Annotated in this window: 13 protein-coding genes; 9 read left to right on the top strand and 4 right to left on the bottom strand. The window is 40.2% G+C overall.

All coding sequences use genetic code 11. The features are described from left to right. Positions 1 to 19: 19 nt before the first annotated feature. Positions 20 to 577 carry a flavodoxin family protein gene (locus BP861_RS06915; RefSeq protein ID WP_292373839.1) on the bottom strand — a complete coding sequence of 186 codons (558 nt, stop codon included), beginning with the start codon at positions 575 to 577 and terminating at the stop codon, positions 20 to 22. Between the two features lie 255 nt (positions 578 to 832). Between BP861_RS06915 and BP861_RS06910 the strand changes: the two genes are divergently transcribed. Both BP861_RS06910 and BP861_RS06905 read left to right on the top strand, forming a co-directional pair. Continuing rightward, positions 833 to 1,183 (top strand): winged helix-turn-helix transcriptional regulator, encoded by a 351-nt coding sequence (locus BP861_RS06910; RefSeq protein WP_292373838.1) that lies wholly within the window; start codon positions 833 to 835, stop codon positions 1,181 to 1,183. Between the two features lie 363 nt (positions 1,184 to 1,546). Further along, positions 1,547 to 3,886 (top strand): ATP-dependent DNA helicase, encoded by a 2,340-nt coding sequence (locus tag BP861_RS06905; protein ID WP_292373836.1) that lies wholly within the window; start codon positions 1,547 to 1,549, stop codon positions 3,884 to 3,886. Positions 3,887 to 4,140: 254 nt separating this feature from the next. On the opposite strand, the gene BP861_RS06900 is transcribed toward BP861_RS06905, so the two are convergent. Further along, a complete protein-coding gene (locus tag BP861_RS06900; RefSeq protein WP_292373834.1) occupies positions 4,141 to 6,054 on the bottom strand; it encodes a right-handed parallel beta-helix repeat-containing protein in 1,914 nt (637 codons plus the stop codon). Positions 6,055 to 6,902: 848 nt separating this feature from the next. After that, a complete protein-coding gene (locus BP861_RS06895; RefSeq protein ID WP_292373833.1) occupies positions 6,903 to 9,356 on the bottom strand; it encodes a right-handed parallel beta-helix repeat-containing protein in 2,454 nt (817 codons plus the stop codon). A 451-nt stretch (positions 9,357 to 9,807) separates the two neighbouring features. Here BP861_RS06895 and BP861_RS06890 point away from each other — a divergent pair, with 451 nt between their 5' ends. The 5 genes from BP861_RS06890 (at position 9,808) to BP861_RS06870 (ending at position 14,132) form a co-directional block, all read left to right on the top strand. Continuing rightward, entirely contained in the window at positions 9,808 to 10,296 is a 489-nt protein-coding gene (locus BP861_RS06890; protein ID WP_292373831.1) for a GerW family sporulation protein, read from the top strand. Positions 10,297 to 10,414: 118 nt separating this feature from the next. Then, a complete protein-coding gene (locus BP861_RS06885; protein WP_292373829.1) occupies positions 10,415 to 11,419 on the top strand; it encodes a DUF2953 domain-containing protein in 1,005 nt (334 codons plus the stop codon). A gap of 56 nt (positions 11,420 to 11,475) precedes the next feature. Then, positions 11,476 to 12,444 carry a beta-ribofuranosylaminobenzene 5'-phosphate synthase gene (locus BP861_RS06880; RefSeq protein WP_292373827.1) on the top strand — a complete coding sequence of 323 codons (969 nt, stop codon included), beginning with the start codon at positions 11,476 to 11,478 and terminating at the stop codon, positions 12,442 to 12,444. Continuing rightward, on the top strand, positions 12,441 to 13,451 hold the full coding sequence (locus BP861_RS06875; protein ID WP_292373825.1) for an NOP5/NOP56 family protein: 1,011 nt from the start codon (positions 12,441 to 12,443) through the stop codon (positions 13,449 to 13,451). The genes BP861_RS06880 and BP861_RS06875 overlap by 4 nt, the downstream gene beginning before the upstream one ends. Then, positions 13,452 to 14,132 (top strand): fibrillarin-like rRNA/tRNA 2'-O-methyltransferase, encoded by a 681-nt coding sequence (locus BP861_RS06870; protein WP_292373823.1) that lies wholly within the window; start codon positions 13,452 to 13,454, stop codon positions 14,130 to 14,132. It begins immediately after the preceding gene. A 180-nt stretch (positions 14,133 to 14,312) separates the two neighbouring features. On the opposite strand, the gene BP861_RS06865 is transcribed toward BP861_RS06870, so the two are convergent. Next, the gene (locus BP861_RS06865; protein WP_292373821.1) at positions 14,313 to 14,858 is read right to left on the bottom strand and encodes a helix-turn-helix domain-containing protein; all 546 of its coding nucleotides are present in this window, start codon (positions 14,856 to 14,858) and stop codon (positions 14,313 to 14,315) included. A gap of 483 nt (positions 14,859 to 15,341) precedes the next feature. Between BP861_RS06865 and BP861_RS06860 the strand changes: the two genes are divergently transcribed. Then, entirely contained in the window at positions 15,342 to 16,034 is a 693-nt protein-coding gene (locus BP861_RS06860; RefSeq protein ID WP_292373819.1) for a DUF2162 domain-containing protein, read from the top strand. Further along, positions 16,031 to 16,654, top strand: coding sequence for a MotA/TolQ/ExbB proton channel family protein (locus BP861_RS06855; protein WP_292373817.1), 624 nt, complete (start codon positions 16,031 to 16,033; stop codon positions 16,652 to 16,654). Before BP861_RS06860 ends, BP861_RS06855 begins: the two co-directional genes overlap by 4 nt. The last annotated feature ends 26 nt before the right edge of the window (positions 16,655 to 16,680 follow it).

Below are 16,680 nucleotides of genomic sequence, written 5' to 3'. Positions count from 1 at the left end.
TGTTTTCTTTTATATCTCTTTATTTGAAGAGGTTAAGGCCCGCATTTTTCGCTTTTTCCATAAGCTCTATATTATCCTTAACCTCTCCCGGTAAGTGATAGCCAACTCCTACAAGGATATCCTTTACTTCTGCATGCATGACGCCGGATATCTGCCCTGCGAATTCCTCACATACATTTTTAAAAGTTTCAGGATTAAGATCTCCCTGAGTTTCTATAACCACGGCTTTTTTTCCTGCAGGAAGACGGGGAGAGAAATCTGCATTTATAAGGGAGTAGCAGCGGTCAAGGAAAAGCCTCATCTGGCCTGTAAACTGGCCAAAGTAAATAGGAGAACCTAAAACAATTCCATCTGCTGATGCAAGCTCATCGAATACTTCCGTAAGGTCGTCTTCAAGGTTGCATTTGTCATGGCTCTTGCAGTATTCGCAGCCCTGGCAGCCTTTGTAGTTCATCTCGTTGAGAATAAATGCCCGGGTTTCGGCACCTGCTTCTGCTGCGCCTTCCAGGACCTGCTGGACAAGAATATTCGTATTTCCGTTCTTTCGGGGGCTTCCTACAATACCTATAACTTTCATTCTATTCATCCTCTTGTTCTTTAAACTCGGTCTGAACTCAATCTGGGCCTAACCTGAATTTAGTTCTAACCTTAATCCAGGTACTAACCTTAGTTTCGTTTCTTTGAATCTATACCGTATCAGTTTTTTAATTTATGCCAGATTTTTCTTTCTTTAAGAAAACGTATTTATTGATATCTGATTTGCAGTAACTATACTTATATACTATACACGCAATCCGGATACTAACTAACAAAATGGATACTATGTGAGCATATGGTAAGTGAGGTACGGAATAACAAACATTGCCAGTGTCCTGTGGAAGCAACCCTGGAGGTAATTGGAGGCAAATGGAAGCCTATTATTCTCTGGCAGTTGAGGACAGAAAAACTGCGTTTTTCAGGACTCCAGCAAAGCATGCAGGGTATTTCACCCAAAATGCTTACGAAACAGCTCAGAGAACTCGAAGAAGATGGACTTATTCTCAGGGAAGTTTATCCTGAAATCCCTCCTAAAGTTGAATACTCACTGACTGAATTCGGAAAGACCGTTCTTCCGGTTCTGGATGCTCTATCCAAATGGGGAAATGAGTATCTCGGAAGAGAATGCTTACTGGATAAGCAGTAATCGCCTGGCAGAAAAAATAGATCGTGACATCGAGGATAAGCCAATATAAAGACACAGACAACGCCCACGCAACAAGTAAAAGTAAATCCTCTTACTGTATTTAACTTTGTGTTGAATTTACTTTTATCCAGAAGATCTAAAACATTAAGGAAGATCCTAAGGCATTAAGAATATCTAAAAGGGCATTAGAAATTTCTAAATCACTATAATATGCTGGCACTGAGCAAATTAAAAATCGGAACTAATATTCCTTTTTCAATATTTTCAGAAACATTGAAACTTTTGAAAGTCCAATTTATTAATTATCGGCAGGTAAGAAATTACTGAGAACATCAGAAATTGGAGAGATCCCAGGTTAAACGTATGACTCAAAAGAACGGATATATGCGGTATTTTACGAAACAGAGTTGTTACCCTAACCAGGCAGAAGCCATGGAGAAAATCCATTCAGCTCTCCTGAACGAAAAAATAGTGCTTTTTGAGGGGGCATGCGGGACAGGTAAGACTTTGAGTGCACTTGCTCCTGCCTTGAGTGTGGGGAAAAAACTCAATAAGGTCGTTATTATAGTCACCAATGTCCATCAGCAGATGGTTCAGTTTATAAATGAAGCAAGAGAGATTTCTCAGGGCAACGACATAAAAACAATCGTTTTTAAGGGCAAGACTTCGATGTGCCCTGAAAATCTCGATTATGAAGAATGCAGGCTTAAAGGAGAAAATACCTATGATCTCCTTGACCTTGAACGAGAAGTATCTTCAAAAGAAAAAGAGCTCAAAGATGCCTATGAGAAATACAAGCGGACAAAAGACCCTGCCCTTTACGCTCTGAGAACGGAGCTTGAAAAAGAACTCGAAGAAACTAAGAAAAAATCTCGGGCTTTGAGGAGCAATTCCTGCCCGGAGCTTTATGAAGTCTTGAAATTTGAAGGTAACGAATTTTCCACCTGGCTTTTTTCCGATGTAAGGAGCCCGGAAGAAATTCTGGAATATGCCGAAGACCGGGATATGTGCGGGTATGAACTGCTTAAAAAAGAACTTAAAAACGCTGAACTCCTGATTTGCAATTTTCATCATGTCCTCAGTGCCGAAATTTTCATGATGCTGCTTAAGTGGCTCGAACGCGACCCTGAAGATATTATCCTGATTTTTGACGAGGCACATAATATTGAGGCGTCTGCCCGTTCGCATTCTTCAATAATGCTCTCGGAACTGACTATTGAAAAAGCCCTCTCGGAAGTAGGGGAAACTCCCGAACCTGACAATTCCTTTATGTTTGGGAAAGGAACTGGCTTAGGAGGCGGTATTCCTCTAGACCAGGACTATGCATCCCGACTATATGCTAAAAGGCTATTTACCTGCCTTCTGACCGCTCTTAGGGATACATATGACTCAAAGTTGAAATTCGGAGAAAGGAACAGGCTTGGAAAGAACTGGCAGGACATTCAGATCAGTGATCCTTATGAGCGTCTTGACATCCTGAAAGCTCGCTTTTTGCGAGAAGCGATAAAGGAGGGCTTTGAAGATGAAGAAAAGGTACTGACCCGACTGAGGGAAATTGGTGAATTCGGAGGAAGGCTGGAAGAAATTTATGCGGATAATTACAAAAAAGGCCTGCTTGCAGTTCCGAAACGTTCCCAGATCCGTTATGTTGCCGATTTTTTATCCTCTTACCTTGTACTTTCCGACAGACAAAATTACTATCCTGTCCTGAACGTGCGCAGGGATTTCAAAAGCGATAGGGTCGCCGGCAGGATTGAACTTTTCACCTGCATTCCTAAAAACGTGACCCAGCCTTTGCTTGATTCCGTTTACTCGGCAGTGCTTATGTCGGCTACACTCCGGCCTTTTGAAATGATAAAAGCCACACTTGGTATCTCAAGAGAAGTGGAAGAGATTTCCTACGGCACGACATTTCCCAGGGAACGAAGGCTTACCCTTGCGGTTTCAATCCCTCCCCTTTTTGCAAAGAACCGCGACAGCCCGGACACGCTTGAGAGCTTAAAAGAGGCCCTGCTTGCAGCTACTGTGGCATCACCCGGAAACGTGATTATTTACTTCCAGAGCTATGCTGAAGCGCTCCGCTATACCAAACTCCTTGAGCCTGAACTTTCCATTCCTATTTTCCTTGACGAAACAGGAGTTTCAGCCCAAGAAATCCGGAGGGAGTTTTTCAAAATCGGGGAGCAGGGAGGAAAAGCCTTACTTATAACCTATCTCTGGGGAACGCTAAGTGAAGGAGTTGATTTCAGAGATTCCCGGGGCAGGACAGTAATTGTAGTTGGAGTCGGATATCCTGCCCTAAACGACCGAATTAAAGCTGTCGAATCTGCCTATGATGCGGTTTTCGGTTGCGGGGAAGGCTGGGAGTTTGCAGTTCAGGTGCCGACAATCAGGAAAGTAAGACAGGCAATGGGAAGGGTAGTACGTTCTCCCCACGACTATGGAGTAAGAATACTCCTTGATTCCCGCTACCAGGGCTCCCAAATGCGTAAACTCGGCAAGTTTTCGGTTTTTGATTATTTCCCGCCTGAAGAAAAGAGAGAGTTCATTGACATTGCACCAAGGGATGTAGGAAGTGCAGTGGAAGAATTTTTTGCACACTTCACGCCGAGTAATCTCGCAAAAAATGAGTCGGAATCCCAGACTTCAAGTTCCCAGGCTTCAAGTCGCATGGATTTTGGGAACCTTGCTGAAAAGCTTTGAGATTCTTCGAGATAAATACTAAAATTTAAACTTTTTAGGAAAACTGATTGATATATTAAACGTATTTGGAAACCGATGTCGTTATCCAGTATTGTCATTTAATAAAAAGAAGAGTCGCCTGTCGTTCATATTTGAGCTTCAGGCACTAAATTGTTTATTAACAGGTTTTTACACCTGGCTTTATGAAACTTTCACTTATGTTACTTTTACTTATGCTACTTTCATTTATGTTACTTTATTTGTGTTACTTTTACTTATGTTATTTTTATATAATTGGCTCTGGTCTTCGTACCGGTGCCGGCTGCGTTACTTGCCTTAAGTGTTACTGAATAGGTTCCGGCTTTTGAATAAGTGTGCCTAGGTCTCTGTACTGTTGAATAGGTTCCATCTCCAAAACTCCAGTACCAGGAAGTAGGGGTGTTTGTACTTGCGTCGGTAAAAGTGATAGTAAGAGGAGCCGTTCCAGAGGTTCGTGAACCCCAGAAGCTTACAACAGGTATTGTTGCATTCGTTGTATTTTTTGCTGTCACTTTTATGTAACTGGATTTCGTTGTCGTATTATTGCCTGTAGAATTGCCTACTTTAAGCGTTACACTGTAACTTCCGGCTGTCGAATAAGTGTGTACAGGGGTCTTGACTGTTGCACTGGTTCCATCTCCAAAGTTCCATCTCCATGTTGTTGGCGAACCTGTACTGCTGTCAGTAAAGATCACATTCAAGGGTGTATTTCCAGAAGTTGGGGACGCCGAAAACGCAGCAACAGGGGTCTGCGAAGAGGTTCCTGACACTTTTATATAGTTCGTTTTTGTTGTGGTATTACTACCTACAGCATTTGTTGCTGTCAATGCTACTGTGTAATTTCCTGCTTTTGAATATTTATGTGTAGGATTTTTTGCCGTTGAATTCGTCCCATCTCCAAAACTCCATTTCCATGCAGTAGGGGTTCCTGTACTTTTATCAGTAAAAGCAACGTTTAATGGTACTTTTCCTGATGTTACATTGCTTGTGAAGCTTGCAACTGGTTTTATCGTAGTTGCTGTCACTTTTATGTAATTTGTTTTTGTTGTAGTACTACTGCCTGCAGAATTGCTTACTGTAAGTGCCACTGTGTAATTTCCTGCTTTTGAATACTTATGCGTTGGATTCTTTATTGTTGAATTTGTTCCGTCCCCAAAAGTCCATTTCCATGCAGTCGGTGAACCTGTACTGCTGTCAGTAAAAGTGACATTCAAAGGTGCTTTTCCTGATGTCGGAGAAGCCGAAAACGCAGCAATCGGTTTTATTTTCTCGGATTTATTAACAAGAGGCAGGTTGTCAGAATAGATGCTACCTGTTATATTTTTATACGCAGAATCGGAAATTCCGTCTCCATTGTTATCTACTGCAGTATTGGAAAATCCGGTACCATCAGGTTTTCCCCAGAAGTTTCCTCCTATATACGGGCCGCCTACAATATTGGTACCTGAGGCTTTTGTAGTGTAATAATAGTTTCCGATTCCGTTTCGAATAGTCATATTAGTGTCATTGAAATAATTGTTGTAAATCTGATTACTATCACTTCTGGGACAGACATAAAGCCCATAAACACTGCTGCCTTGAATTGTATTGCCTGAGAAGGTATTGCCGTCAGAGCTACCAACATGAATCCCGCGACCGTTATTAATAGCCTTATTTCCTGAGAGGGTATTGCTTGTGGCCGTCCCAAGCACAATCCCATAATCTTTATTATTTGTAGCCGTATTCTTTGAGAGAGTGTCCCCTTTGGAACGCAGAACATAGATTCCATAACAGTTGCTCAAAATTTTGTTGTTCTCTATTATGCAGTTACTGCATGAAGACAAGCAGATTCCTGAATAGCCGGATCGGGTTGCCCCCATGATCTTGAGCCCAGTTATTTTTATATTGCTTCCCTGCAGGAGAAACACATTGGCTCCTGAACTTTTAGCTTTGATTATTGTGTTATCAGGGTTTCCAGACTCGGATCTGATTGTAAGATTACCTTTAGCTACGTTGATATTTTCAATATAGGTTCCGGGTTTTATAGTTATTATATCGCCTGAAGTCGAACCATTTACAGCTTTTTGAATTGAACTTCCTGGCTGAACAATAATCTCGGCCGCAGCTCCGGTACCGGATACGAATAATAAAATAAAAAAAGCTACTAACAAGGGGTTTAATTTTTTTATTCTAATTCCTCCGTTAATTAAAAGAAGTTTTGGGCGACTTCTATTGTAACTAAGTAACTTGTTTACAATGAATGCCCGTTTGAATTCACGGATACGAGGATTGTTCTTATCTAAAGAATTAATCTATCCATTGTAAAAATCTTCAGATAAAAATCACTTTGACTTGAAGAAAACGAATATAAATTAATATAAGCATTCCTATTTTATACCATTTATTTTTAAAAAGTAGATGCTAACCAATCATTTGTTTTTAACTTCACTTTAAGGCAGTACTTCTGTCTATCTACTTCAATTAAGCATTATTTTATTTAATTATCGTATTTTTATTTGGCAACTATAAATTGATTTCTAAAATAAACAGTAAATTAATCCCAAAACATGTGTTAATTTCAATGTATCCTCAAATTTGGGAATAAGAAATCTGTAAAAAGAAACTGAATTTAAATATTAAGATAGATAAATAAAATCTTTATCAACTGCTTTCCTGCATAAAAAATCCAATATTTATTTTTTATTCCTCTGTTCTCATTGTAATCTTTCTATTTTTGTAATCACTTCACTTACTCAAAATCAATTGATAGAGTTTGATTTTGACATCACATATATGTGATTACTAACTAATAAACAAAAATAAAAAAGCAATCAATAGCCAACGATTAACGAAACTGGTTGAGAAATATTTATCCCTTGAATGCTATAAAAGATGGCTATTGATATTCTTTATTCCAAAACTGAATAGTCTCTTTTTTGTTCGTTTTCTAAGTAGTTCACTTTTCAGACAATTAGATGAACCTTCTATTTAGTCAGTAAAACTTACTTTCATAGCGCATTCAGATCTTTATCACTTTTACATAGTTTGCTTTATTTTTTGTACTACTACCTGCTGTATTTGTTGCTGTAAGTTTAACCGTATAAGTTCCTGTTTTTGAATATGTGTGTGTTGGGTTCTTTTCTGTTGAATAAGTCCCGTCTCCGAAATCCCATTTCCATGCAGTTGGCGACCCTTTGCTTGTCTCTTTAAATGTTACTTTTAATGGTGCTTTTCCTGAGATCGGCGTTCCCCAGAAGTCTGCAACTGGAGCTTTTGAACCTATTGTCACTTTTATGTAGTTTGCTTTATTTTTTTTACTACTACCTGCTTCATTTGTTGCTGTAAGTTTAACTGTATAAGTTCCTGTTTTTGAATATGTGTGTGTTGGGTTCTTCTCTGTTGAAGATGTTCCATCACCGAAATCCCATTTCCATGCAGTTGGTGATCCTTTGCTTGTCTCTGTAAATGTTACCTTTAGTGGAGCATTTCCTGAAAGTTGTGATCCCCAAAAATCTGCAACCGGTTTTGTCGCAGCTGTCGTCACTGTTATATAATTCGATTTTTTAACCGTGTTACTTCCAGCTTCATTTGTTGCCGTAAGTGTTACTGTGTATTTTCCTGCTTTGGAATACTTATGTGTTGGACTCTTGGCTGTTGATGATGTTCCGTCTCCGAAATTCCATTTCCATGAAGTAGGAGTTCCTGTGCTTTTGTCAGTAAATGCAACTGTTAATGGTATATTTCCTGAGGTTGGAGATGCCGAAAACTCAGCAACTGAATCTTGGAAACCTGTTGTCACTGTTATATAATTTGATTTTGTAATCGTGTTACTTCCAGCTTCATTTGTTACTGTCAGTGTTATTTTGTATTTTCCTACTTTAGAATACTTATGTGTTGGATTCTGTAGGGTTGATGATGTTCCATCTCCAAAATTCCATTTCCATGCAGTAGGGTTTCCTGTGCTGGTATCTTTAAATGCAACGTTTAATGGTGCTTTTCCTGATGTGATATCACTAGTGAAACTGGCAACTGGTTTTGTTGTAGTTGATGTTACTGTTATATAATTTGATTTTGTAATCGTGTTACTTCCAGCTTCATTTGTTGCTGTCATTGTTACTGTGTATTTTCCTGTCTTGGAATACTTATGTGTTGGATTTCTGGCTGTTGAAGTTGTCCCGTCTCCAAAGTTCCATTTCCATGCAGTGGGTGTTCCTGTGCTCTTGTCAGTAAATACAACGTTTAATGGTGCTTTTCCTGATGTCGGAGAAGCCGAAAACTCAGCAACCGGAGCTTGGGAAGTTGCTGTTACTGTTATGTAATTTGATTTTGTTGCTGTATTGCTACCTGCAGAGTTAGTTACTGTAAGTGTTACTGTGTATTTTCCTGTTTTAGAATACTTGTGTGTTGGATTCTGTAGGGTTGATGATGTCCCATCTCCAAAATTCCATTTCCATGCAGTTGGCATTCCTGTGCTGGTATCTTTAAATGCAATGTTTAATGGTGCTTTTCCTGATGTGACATCACTAGTGAAACTGGCAATTGGTTTTGTTTTCCCTGATTTAAACATAACTAGAGGCAGGTTGTCAGAATAGATACTTCCTCCTATGTTTTTATATACAGAATCGGAAATTCCGTCTCCATTGTTATCTACTGCGGTGTTAGAAAATCCTGTGCCATCAGGTTTTCCCCAGAAGTTACCTCCGATATAAGGGCCGCCTACAATATTAGTGCCTGCGGTTTTTTTAGTGTAATAAGAATTTCCTATCCCATTTCTAATACTTACGCTTTTATCGCTAAGGTAATTATTATAGATTCGATTAGTGTCACTTCTGGGGCAGACGGAAAGCCCATAAACATTATTGTTTTGAACGGTATTTGCTGTGAGTGTGTTGCCATCAGAGTTGCCAACATGAAGCCCACGGTAATTATCAGAGGCCTTGTTTCCTGAGAGGGTATTGTCTGTGGCACCCCCAAGCACAATCCCATATTCTTTATTATTTATAGCCGTATTTTTTGAGATCTTGCTCCCTTTGGAACGCAGGACATAGACTCCATAGCAATTGCTCAAAATTTTGTTGTTCTCTATTATGCAGTTACTGCATGAAGACAAACATATTCCTGCATAGCCTGATCGGGTTGCTCCCGTAATCTTGAACCCGGTCACTTTTATATTGCTTCCCTGCAGGAGGAACACATTGGCTCCTGAATTTTTAGCTTTGATTATTGTGTTGTCAGGATTTCCGGATGCTGATCTAATTGTAAGACTGTTTATGTTTACATTGATATTTTCGGTATAAGTTCCAGGTTTTAAAGTTATTACATCACCTGGCTTCGAATTATCCACAGCTTTTTGGATCGAACCTCCTGGCTGAACAATAATCTCAGCTGCGGTTCCAACACTCGATATTAATGCTAATATGAAAATAGCTACTAATAAATTGGTTAATTTTTTTATTCCAATTCCTCCGTCCATTAAAAAAGTTCTGAACAAAATTTTTAGTTTAACTAAGCAAACATTTACACTGAATGCCCAGTATGAGTGCAATAACGCGAAGGAAGCCTCTTATTAAAAGAATTAGTTACCTTTTATATAATTCGGAAGGTAAATTCCTTCTGTTTACTAGGATTAAAATAATATGATATAAATATGTTGAAACTATTCTAAATATACAAACACACGCATAAAAATACTATAATATATAAAAATACTGTATTATATATCTTTTTATTTGCAGGCAAAGGAAAATAGCTCTTAAAAACAATAATAATAAATAATTTTCCTGAAGTTATATGTTCATTACATTAGTGAATGCAGGATTACTCAAATATTATCAAACCCAAGTTTAATCTAGCTAGAACTTGATTAAATTAGGTTAAAAATAAAAAATAATAGAAAACGTTTATCATCATTATAGACAAAAAATATGAAAAAGGGGACGGAAAAGATGGGTGTAGAAGCCACTATTAAAGAAATTGCAGGCGAACTTGAGAAAATTGCAACTACCAAAGCCGTAGTAGGAGACCCTATTACTGCTTCCGGGAAAACAATTATTCCAATATCAAGAATTACTATGGGTTTCGGAGCAGGTGGAGGAGAAAGTAAGAAAGATCCCGAATCCGGATACGGAGGAGGCGGAGGGGCAGGCGCGAAGATAGAGCCTGTGGCATTCATTATGCTTTCTGAAGAAGAAGCCAGAATCTTCCGGCTTTCTGAAAGAAGCGATGCCGGATCACTCTTAAACTCAATTCCTGATCTTGTGCCTGAGATTATGGACAAGCTCAAAGGCATGGTAGGTAAGAACAAGAAAGATGAGAAATTGAGGGAACAGGAAATTAAAGAAAAAGAAGCTCCGGAAACGGAAACTGTAAAAGGAACCGATATCAAGATCGAAGAAGGGGGATGTTTCCACTAAAGTTTCCACCGAACTTTCTGGAATTTAAACCTTTTTAAGGGATTTTCCAGGGGACGGCATTAAAAAGTCTGGGTTTTCAGGATAGCTAGGACTATCCTTTTCTCCCGAACCTGTTAATATGCTTGTAATCACTCTTCTTCTGCTGGCTTTTCTGTTAATTTTATTCATACTTTTTACAGCAATAGGCCTCACCTTCAAGCTTAAGGTTCTAATCCTGGAAGAAAAGAAAGAACTTAGAGGCTTATTCACTGTAAAATGGCTGCTCTTTTCCCATACCTTTTCCATCGAAGAACCCGGAGAAAACGAAAGCTTTCCTGAAGAACCGGAGAAATCGGAAAAAGACAAAACAATAAAAGAAGAGCAAAGTGCTATCGGTCTGGAAGAACCTGAAAAGGTACAGGTCACTTCAGAGACACAGAGTAAGGCTGAAGTAAAGAGAAAAAGGGAGATTGAAGAAAAAAAGGCCGAAGAGAAAAGCATAGAAGTGGGTGAAGGCAACGAAAAAAGAATAAAAGTAGGTGAGAGTAGAGAAAAAGGAATAGAAGAGGATGAGAATAAAGAAAAAGGAATAAAAGTAGGTGAGAGTGAAGAAAGAAGGAAAAAGATAGATGAAGATGAAGGAAAAAAACCAAAAATAAATAAGGAAGACGAAAAACAGAACATAATTTCGAAGATAAGAGGAAAAAAGGAGCCTGAAACTGAAGAAACTCCTGAAACAGGAATGACTACCCAGGAAATATTTCACTGGGGCCTAGAGGCATACAAAGCTCTCAGAAAACCTTTATTCAGGCTATTTTCCGATTTATTGAATGGGATAAAAATTAAACGTCTGGAATCTTGCGTGACATTTGGCCTTTCCGATCCGGCAGAGACGGGCATGCTCTGCGGATTTATACATGCCATTGCTGGGCTGGCCTACAGCCGGTGCAGGAAGTGCAGTTTTTCCATTAATCCTGTGTTCATAAATCCGATGATGGATTTCAGGGGGAACATGGAGATTAGTGTAAGGATATATTCTCTGATTTTTCCGATGCTCAAATTCATGTTTGACAGGAAAACTTTATCTTTTACTTATTCAATTATTAAGGAAAAACTTTGGGGGAAACGGAAGTTTAATTCCTGAGCTAACGGAAGTTTAATTCCTAAGTTTTATGAATAAGTAATGAGGTACAGATAGATATGATTAAAGTAGTGACTCCATCCAGACTCCATCTTACCCTGATAGATATGAATGCAGAGCTAGGCAGGGTCGACGGGGGAGCAGGAATCACCTTGGAATCTCCCTGCCTGGAAATTTCTGCTACTGAAGCTGATACTATCGAAGTTTTCGGTGGTGATCTTCTTCTAGCAGGCAGAATGCAAAGAGCTGCACAGGCTCTTCTTCCGGCAGGAAAAGGAATAAAACTGCAAATTAAACATAGTCTTCCTGATCATGTAGGGCTCGGTTCCGGGACTCAGGCTGCACTGTCGGCAGCAGTAGCCGTAAACAGGATTTATGGACTTGGGAAAAGCATAAGGGAACTTGCATTTGCAGTCGGCAGGGGTGGCACATCCGGGATCGGAGTTGCTGCTTTTGAAAAAGGTGGCTTTATTCTGGACGGAGGACATAAGTTCAAGGATAAAGGTGCATTTTCTCCGTCTTCGGCGAGCCATGTGCCTCCCGGACCTGTACTTTTCAGAAGAAACTTTCCTGATTGGCCTATTGTCCTTGTAATTCCCAATGGAAAAGGAGCTCACGATGCGGAAGAAGTGGATATTTTCAAGAAGTATTGTCCAGTTCCACTTGCCGAAATTCAGGAAATTTCTCACGTAATCCTCATGCAGATGCTTCCTGCACTTGTCGAGGAAGACCTGGAAAGTTTTGGCAAGGCAATTAACCACCTCCAGACTGTAGGTTTTAAGAAAAGGGAAGTAGAACTTCAGTCACAGCCTGTTCTGGATATCATGAATTACATGCGGGATAATGGCGCGAGTGGTTCAGGCATCAGTTCTTTCGGACCGGTAGTTTACGGAATTGTCGGAAGTGTCAAGGAAGGCAAAAGGCTCCAGCAAGAAACCCAGCGCATGCTTGACGAGTCCCTTGGAGGGAAAGCCCTGCTCACAAAGGGAATGAATCGAGGCGCAGACATCACTGGAGGACCTGATTGAAAATCGATACCTGGTTTGGAACTCTTGAAACGGGCAGAGCAGGAGAAATTCAGGAAGCCAGACTTCTTTCAAAAGACATCAGGGAGCTTGCTCTGCATTCTCTTTCTCTAAGGGACAGCAGGTCGGATCTTCCTCCAGAAGGCTTTGACCTAAAAGCTGCAGCTTTCGACTGCGGATTTGCAGAGTCCCCTGCCGAATATTACTTCCTTTTGCATGAAGTTACGCTGGAGGCTGCAAAACTTCAGGTTTCAGGCGCCCTCACTCCTGATCAGCGAATTATTCAGGCTGTCGAAGCCCTGGACGATATCAATGAAACGACAAACGCCCTGTCGGAAAGGCTTTCTGAATGGTATGGAGGCTATTTTCCGGAAAGTGGATTAGGTGGAGAAGACCTTGCACTCTTCATCGTAAAATACGGTTCCCGTGAAAATGTCGGTCCTGAAGCCCCGCTTTATTCAAAAGCCAGAAACTCTATGGGTGCAAAACTTGAATCTGCAGACGAAGCACTCCTGAAAGGTTTCGCAGAAAGCGTGTGCAGCCTCTATGAACGGAGGCGGCAGATAGAGGCTTATATTGAGAACAGTATGGAACTGATTGCACCCAACCTGAAACTTATTGCAGGCCCAATGCTCGGGGCAAGGTTGATAAGTCTCGCAGGAAGCCTCGGAAAACTTGCGGAATTTCCCTCTAGCACTGTTCAGGTTATAGGAGCCAGTAAGGCTCTTTTCAAGCATCTCAGGTCTCGGGCTCCATCTCCAAAGCACGGGATCATCTACAGCCACCCTCTTATAAATACCGCGCCCTGGTGGGTAAGAGGAAAGGTGGCAAGAGCCGTTGCATCAAAGCTTTCCCTTGCTGCACGTATTGATTTTTATTCCGGGGAAAAAGATCTCTCTCTGACGGAAAAACTTGAAGCAAAGGTCTTACAGATCAGGACTTCAAACCCCAGGCCTCCTCAAAAAAAGCAGGAAAGCGGGGCAAAGCCAAAGAAAAAGAGGAGAAAATAAATGCCTGAAGTCAAAAAGCTTTCAGATGGGATTTTTGAAGTTGTAAAAGACAAAAAACAGCTTGCTACTAAGAACCTGGACCCTGGAAAGACCGTTTATGGAGAAAAGCTGATTCCGGTTGAAGGAATTGAATACCGAACCTGGGACCCTCGCAGGAGCAAGCTCGGAGCAATGGTCCTGAAAAAATTCAATATCCCACTTAAGGAAGATTCGAAGGTGCTTTACCTCGGGGCGGCTTCAGGCACAACGGTCAGCCATGTTTCCGATATCGTTTCGGAAGGGGAGGTTTATGCCGTTGAGTTTGCTCCAAGAAGCATGAGAGATCTTATAGGACTCGCATCAAGGCGAAAAAATATCCACCCGATTCTGGCTGATGCTGGAAAACCGGACAGTTACTCTCATCTCGTTGAGCCTGTAGATATTATTTTCCAGGATGTTGCACAGCCCAACCAGGCCGAGATAGCTGCAAGGAATGCGGTCCGCTTTTTAAAAAAGGATGGATACCTCCTGCTTTCCATTAAAGCACGGAGTATAGATACTGCAGCAAATCCCAAAGAAGTTTTTAAGGAAGTGGTAAGGAAACTCGAACATGCTTTTGAGCCAGGATTTGAGATCCTTAATGCAAAGGATCTCAAGCCCTATCATGAAGACCATCTTGGAGTTCTGGCGAAGTTGAGGTGACATATCCACTTTTCAGGAATTTTCTGGTTTTTTTCAGGGATAAAGTTTCATTTTTTCAGCAAGTTCTTCAAATCTTTTAAAGGCTCCATGAATAGACATTTTTAAGATTTCATAAGTAAATATTTTGCAGACTCCATGAACAAATATGAGCTTCTAAAGGGGTTCAGCATTGTGGGCTTTTTATCTCCTGATATTTACCAGCAATCTTTTTTTCGTTACGGGCACTAGCTTTTTCCACTCAACTACAGCATCTTCGTAAAATTCATATTCGTCTACAGTCTTATCCGAGAATTTGCCATCCACTTCATATATGTAAAATCCCTCTTCCCCATCCGTAGAGACGACCTTGACTTTGTTCCCCATTTTCTTAACTTCCACAGCAGCTACGCTTTTCAGGGCTTCAAGCAGAGTCGTACCCTGTTCAACCTCAAGCCTCCTGTTTTCTGCAAAGTGGTCCAGAAAAGAATAGATATTGTTCAGTTTTATGCCTATCATATGAGTATTTCCGATCTTTTTTCTTTCTATAAGTTCGGCTTTTTCTAATATTTTCACATGTTTAGCAGCCACAGGCACGGAGATCCCAATTTCTCTTGCCAGGCCGGAGATATGCATATCTCCTTCACTCAGGTGTTCAAGAATTGAGAGGCGTGTGTCACTTGAAATTGCTTTGAAAAGGTTTTCTCTGCCTCCGTTCATTCCAGAATCCTGCATAACGTTTACTACCATGATGAGCTCTATTTTATCTCAAATACTTATAATTATTGTTTTTATTAGAACAAGTAAAGTAACCCATCAGACCTTTTCATTGCTTTTTTTATTTCTAATTTTAACAAATTTACTTTAATTATGGGTTTTTCTTTCCGTTTTTTCTACAGCATTACCCGGTAAGCAGAATGAATTTTTACATAATATTTATTAAATTTTAATTTTAATTTATTATCAGAGCCAACTGATACCGTTTTAAAACGGGGAACCGTGTTATAATATTAACGATCTTGCTATCTTATTAACTATCACACTGTCTGAATTTATTCTGTACTCTGTTTTTAACTTTTTTAATTATATTCTCCTTCTATGGTAGAAAGTAAGGAGAAGTTAAACTCCTATTCTAAAAAACGCACTCAATTGCCCTTATTACCCCAAAAGATAACAAATATTACCCAAAAACCAGTTTTTATTTAATTCTACTATAAATGCTCAGAAGGTATTATGGACTCTGCGGCATTAACTGTTATCGGGATTTTGATAGGTATCCTTATCTTTGGAATTAAATCTGGAATAGGATGTGGATTCTCAAACATAAGTACAAGAGAAATTTTTGCAATTGGAGGTAGTTATTTTCTTCTGGCCCTTTTATTCGGAAGCGTTGCTGACCACATAAGCCTGGAAGTTTTTGGGAAGTTTTCTTCAATGGGCATGGGAATCCATGTACTTGTCTCCCTGCTTCTTATATGGACCGGGATTTACACCCAGAAAAAGTGGAATTCAGGAAAAGATGTATCCAGGCACACTTTTCTCGCTATATCCATACCCTGCCCGGTCTGTCTGGCAGCCCTTGCAGCATCCTGCCTGCTGCTTTCAGAAAGTCTTAATCTTTCCGGAATAAAAGTAGGACTCCTTGTTGGGATTGCTTTTTTTATAGCAGTGGTAGCTTCTTCATTTCTTTTCAGGTTTGGGAAGGTCCGGCTTGGAAAAACTCCTGAAACTATGGGGAGTGCTATGATGCTGATAGGAATTTATTATCTTTTAGGGGCTCTGCTAATCCCGGCATATGTGCAAACAAAAAAGATGAACCTTGTTTCAACTGGGGGAGGAGATACAGGAATTGTGCCTCTTATGGCTTTTGGGGTCATCGTCCTTGCAGGTTTTTTCCTGGAACGTATAAGGAGGCATGACCTGTGAGCCTGATGAATTTGTTATCCGACATGATGAATGTTTTCTCAACAGCTTTGCTAGTCCCTGTAATGTCTCTTCTCACTCTTCTTGTTTTTCTTTCTTTAATTCAATTAGGAGAATTCCTTTCCGAATATACAAAAAGGCACAGGGATTGGAATAATCTGGAAACTAATTGTAAGAAAATTGAGCATGACCTTCAGAATTCAGATTTTTCGGAAGCGTCAAAAGCTCTCGAAAACATAAAACAAAACTACATGGTCACTTCCTTTGCAAGAGACGCTGCAAGATATCTGAAAGAACGACATTTCTCTGCAATTGAGAGGCTTTCGCAGGAATACGAGATCAAGATGGCAAAGCGCCTTGAACATACAAAGATAACTTCAACTGTTGGCCCTATGCTGGGGCTTATGGGCACCCTGATTCCATTAGGTCCTGCTCTTATAGGGCTTTCTGCAGGAGATCTCGAAACCCTTGCACAGAACTTGATGATTGCATTTGCAACGACTGTTGTAGGGCTTTTTGCGGCCGGAATAGGCTACGTGCTTACTCAGGTTAGACGGCGCTGGTACTGGGAAGACATGTCCGATATTGATTATATTCTGGACACAATTGAGGAAAAGAGCTGAGGTTAGTACCTCTTAATGTATTAATA

The sequence above is a fragment of the Methanosarcina sp. UBA411 genome (assembly GCF_002495725.1).
GTDB lineage: Archaea > Halobacteriota > Methanosarcinia > Methanosarcinales > Methanosarcinaceae > Methanosarcina.
The sequence above is the reverse complement of the archived record's forward strand: the minus strand, read 5'-3'. Positions and strand labels throughout refer to the sequence as shown.

Excerpts from the sequence above, each read along its gene's own strand:
- BP861_RS06895 (WP_292373833.1), bottom strand. The coding sequence starts at position 9,356 with ATGGACGGAGGAATTGGAATAAAAAAATTAACCAATTTATTAGTAGCT.
- BP861_RS06860 (WP_292373819.1), top strand. The coding sequence starts at position 15,342 with ATGGACTCTGCGGCATTAACTGTTATCGGGATTTTGATAGGTATCCTT.
- BP861_RS06910 (WP_292373838.1), top strand. The coding sequence starts at position 833 with ATGGTAAGTGAGGTACGGAATAACAAACATTGCCAGTGTCCTGTGGAA.
- BP861_RS06905 (WP_292373836.1), top strand. The coding sequence starts at position 1,547 with ATGACTCAAAAGAACGGATATATGCGGTATTTTACGAAACAGAGTTGT.
- BP861_RS06865 (WP_292373821.1), bottom strand. The coding sequence starts at position 14,858 with ATGGTAGTAAACGTTATGCAGGATTCTGGAATGAACGGAGGCAGAGAA.
- BP861_RS06880 (WP_292373827.1), top strand. The coding sequence starts at position 11,476 with ATGATTAAAGTAGTGACTCCATCCAGACTCCATCTTACCCTGATAGAT.
- BP861_RS06870 (WP_292373823.1), top strand. The coding sequence starts at position 13,452 with ATGCCTGAAGTCAAAAAGCTTTCAGATGGGATTTTTGAAGTTGTAAAA.
- BP861_RS06885 (WP_292373829.1), top strand. The coding sequence starts at position 10,415 with ATGCTTGTAATCACTCTTCTTCTGCTGGCTTTTCTGTTAATTTTATTC.
- BP861_RS06890 (WP_292373831.1), top strand. The coding sequence starts at position 9,808 with ATGAAAAAGGGGACGGAAAAGATGGGTGTAGAAGCCACTATTAAAGAA.
- BP861_RS06915 (WP_292373839.1), bottom strand. The coding sequence starts at position 577 with ATGAAAGTTATAGGTATTGTAGGAAGCCCCCGAAAGAACGGAAATACG.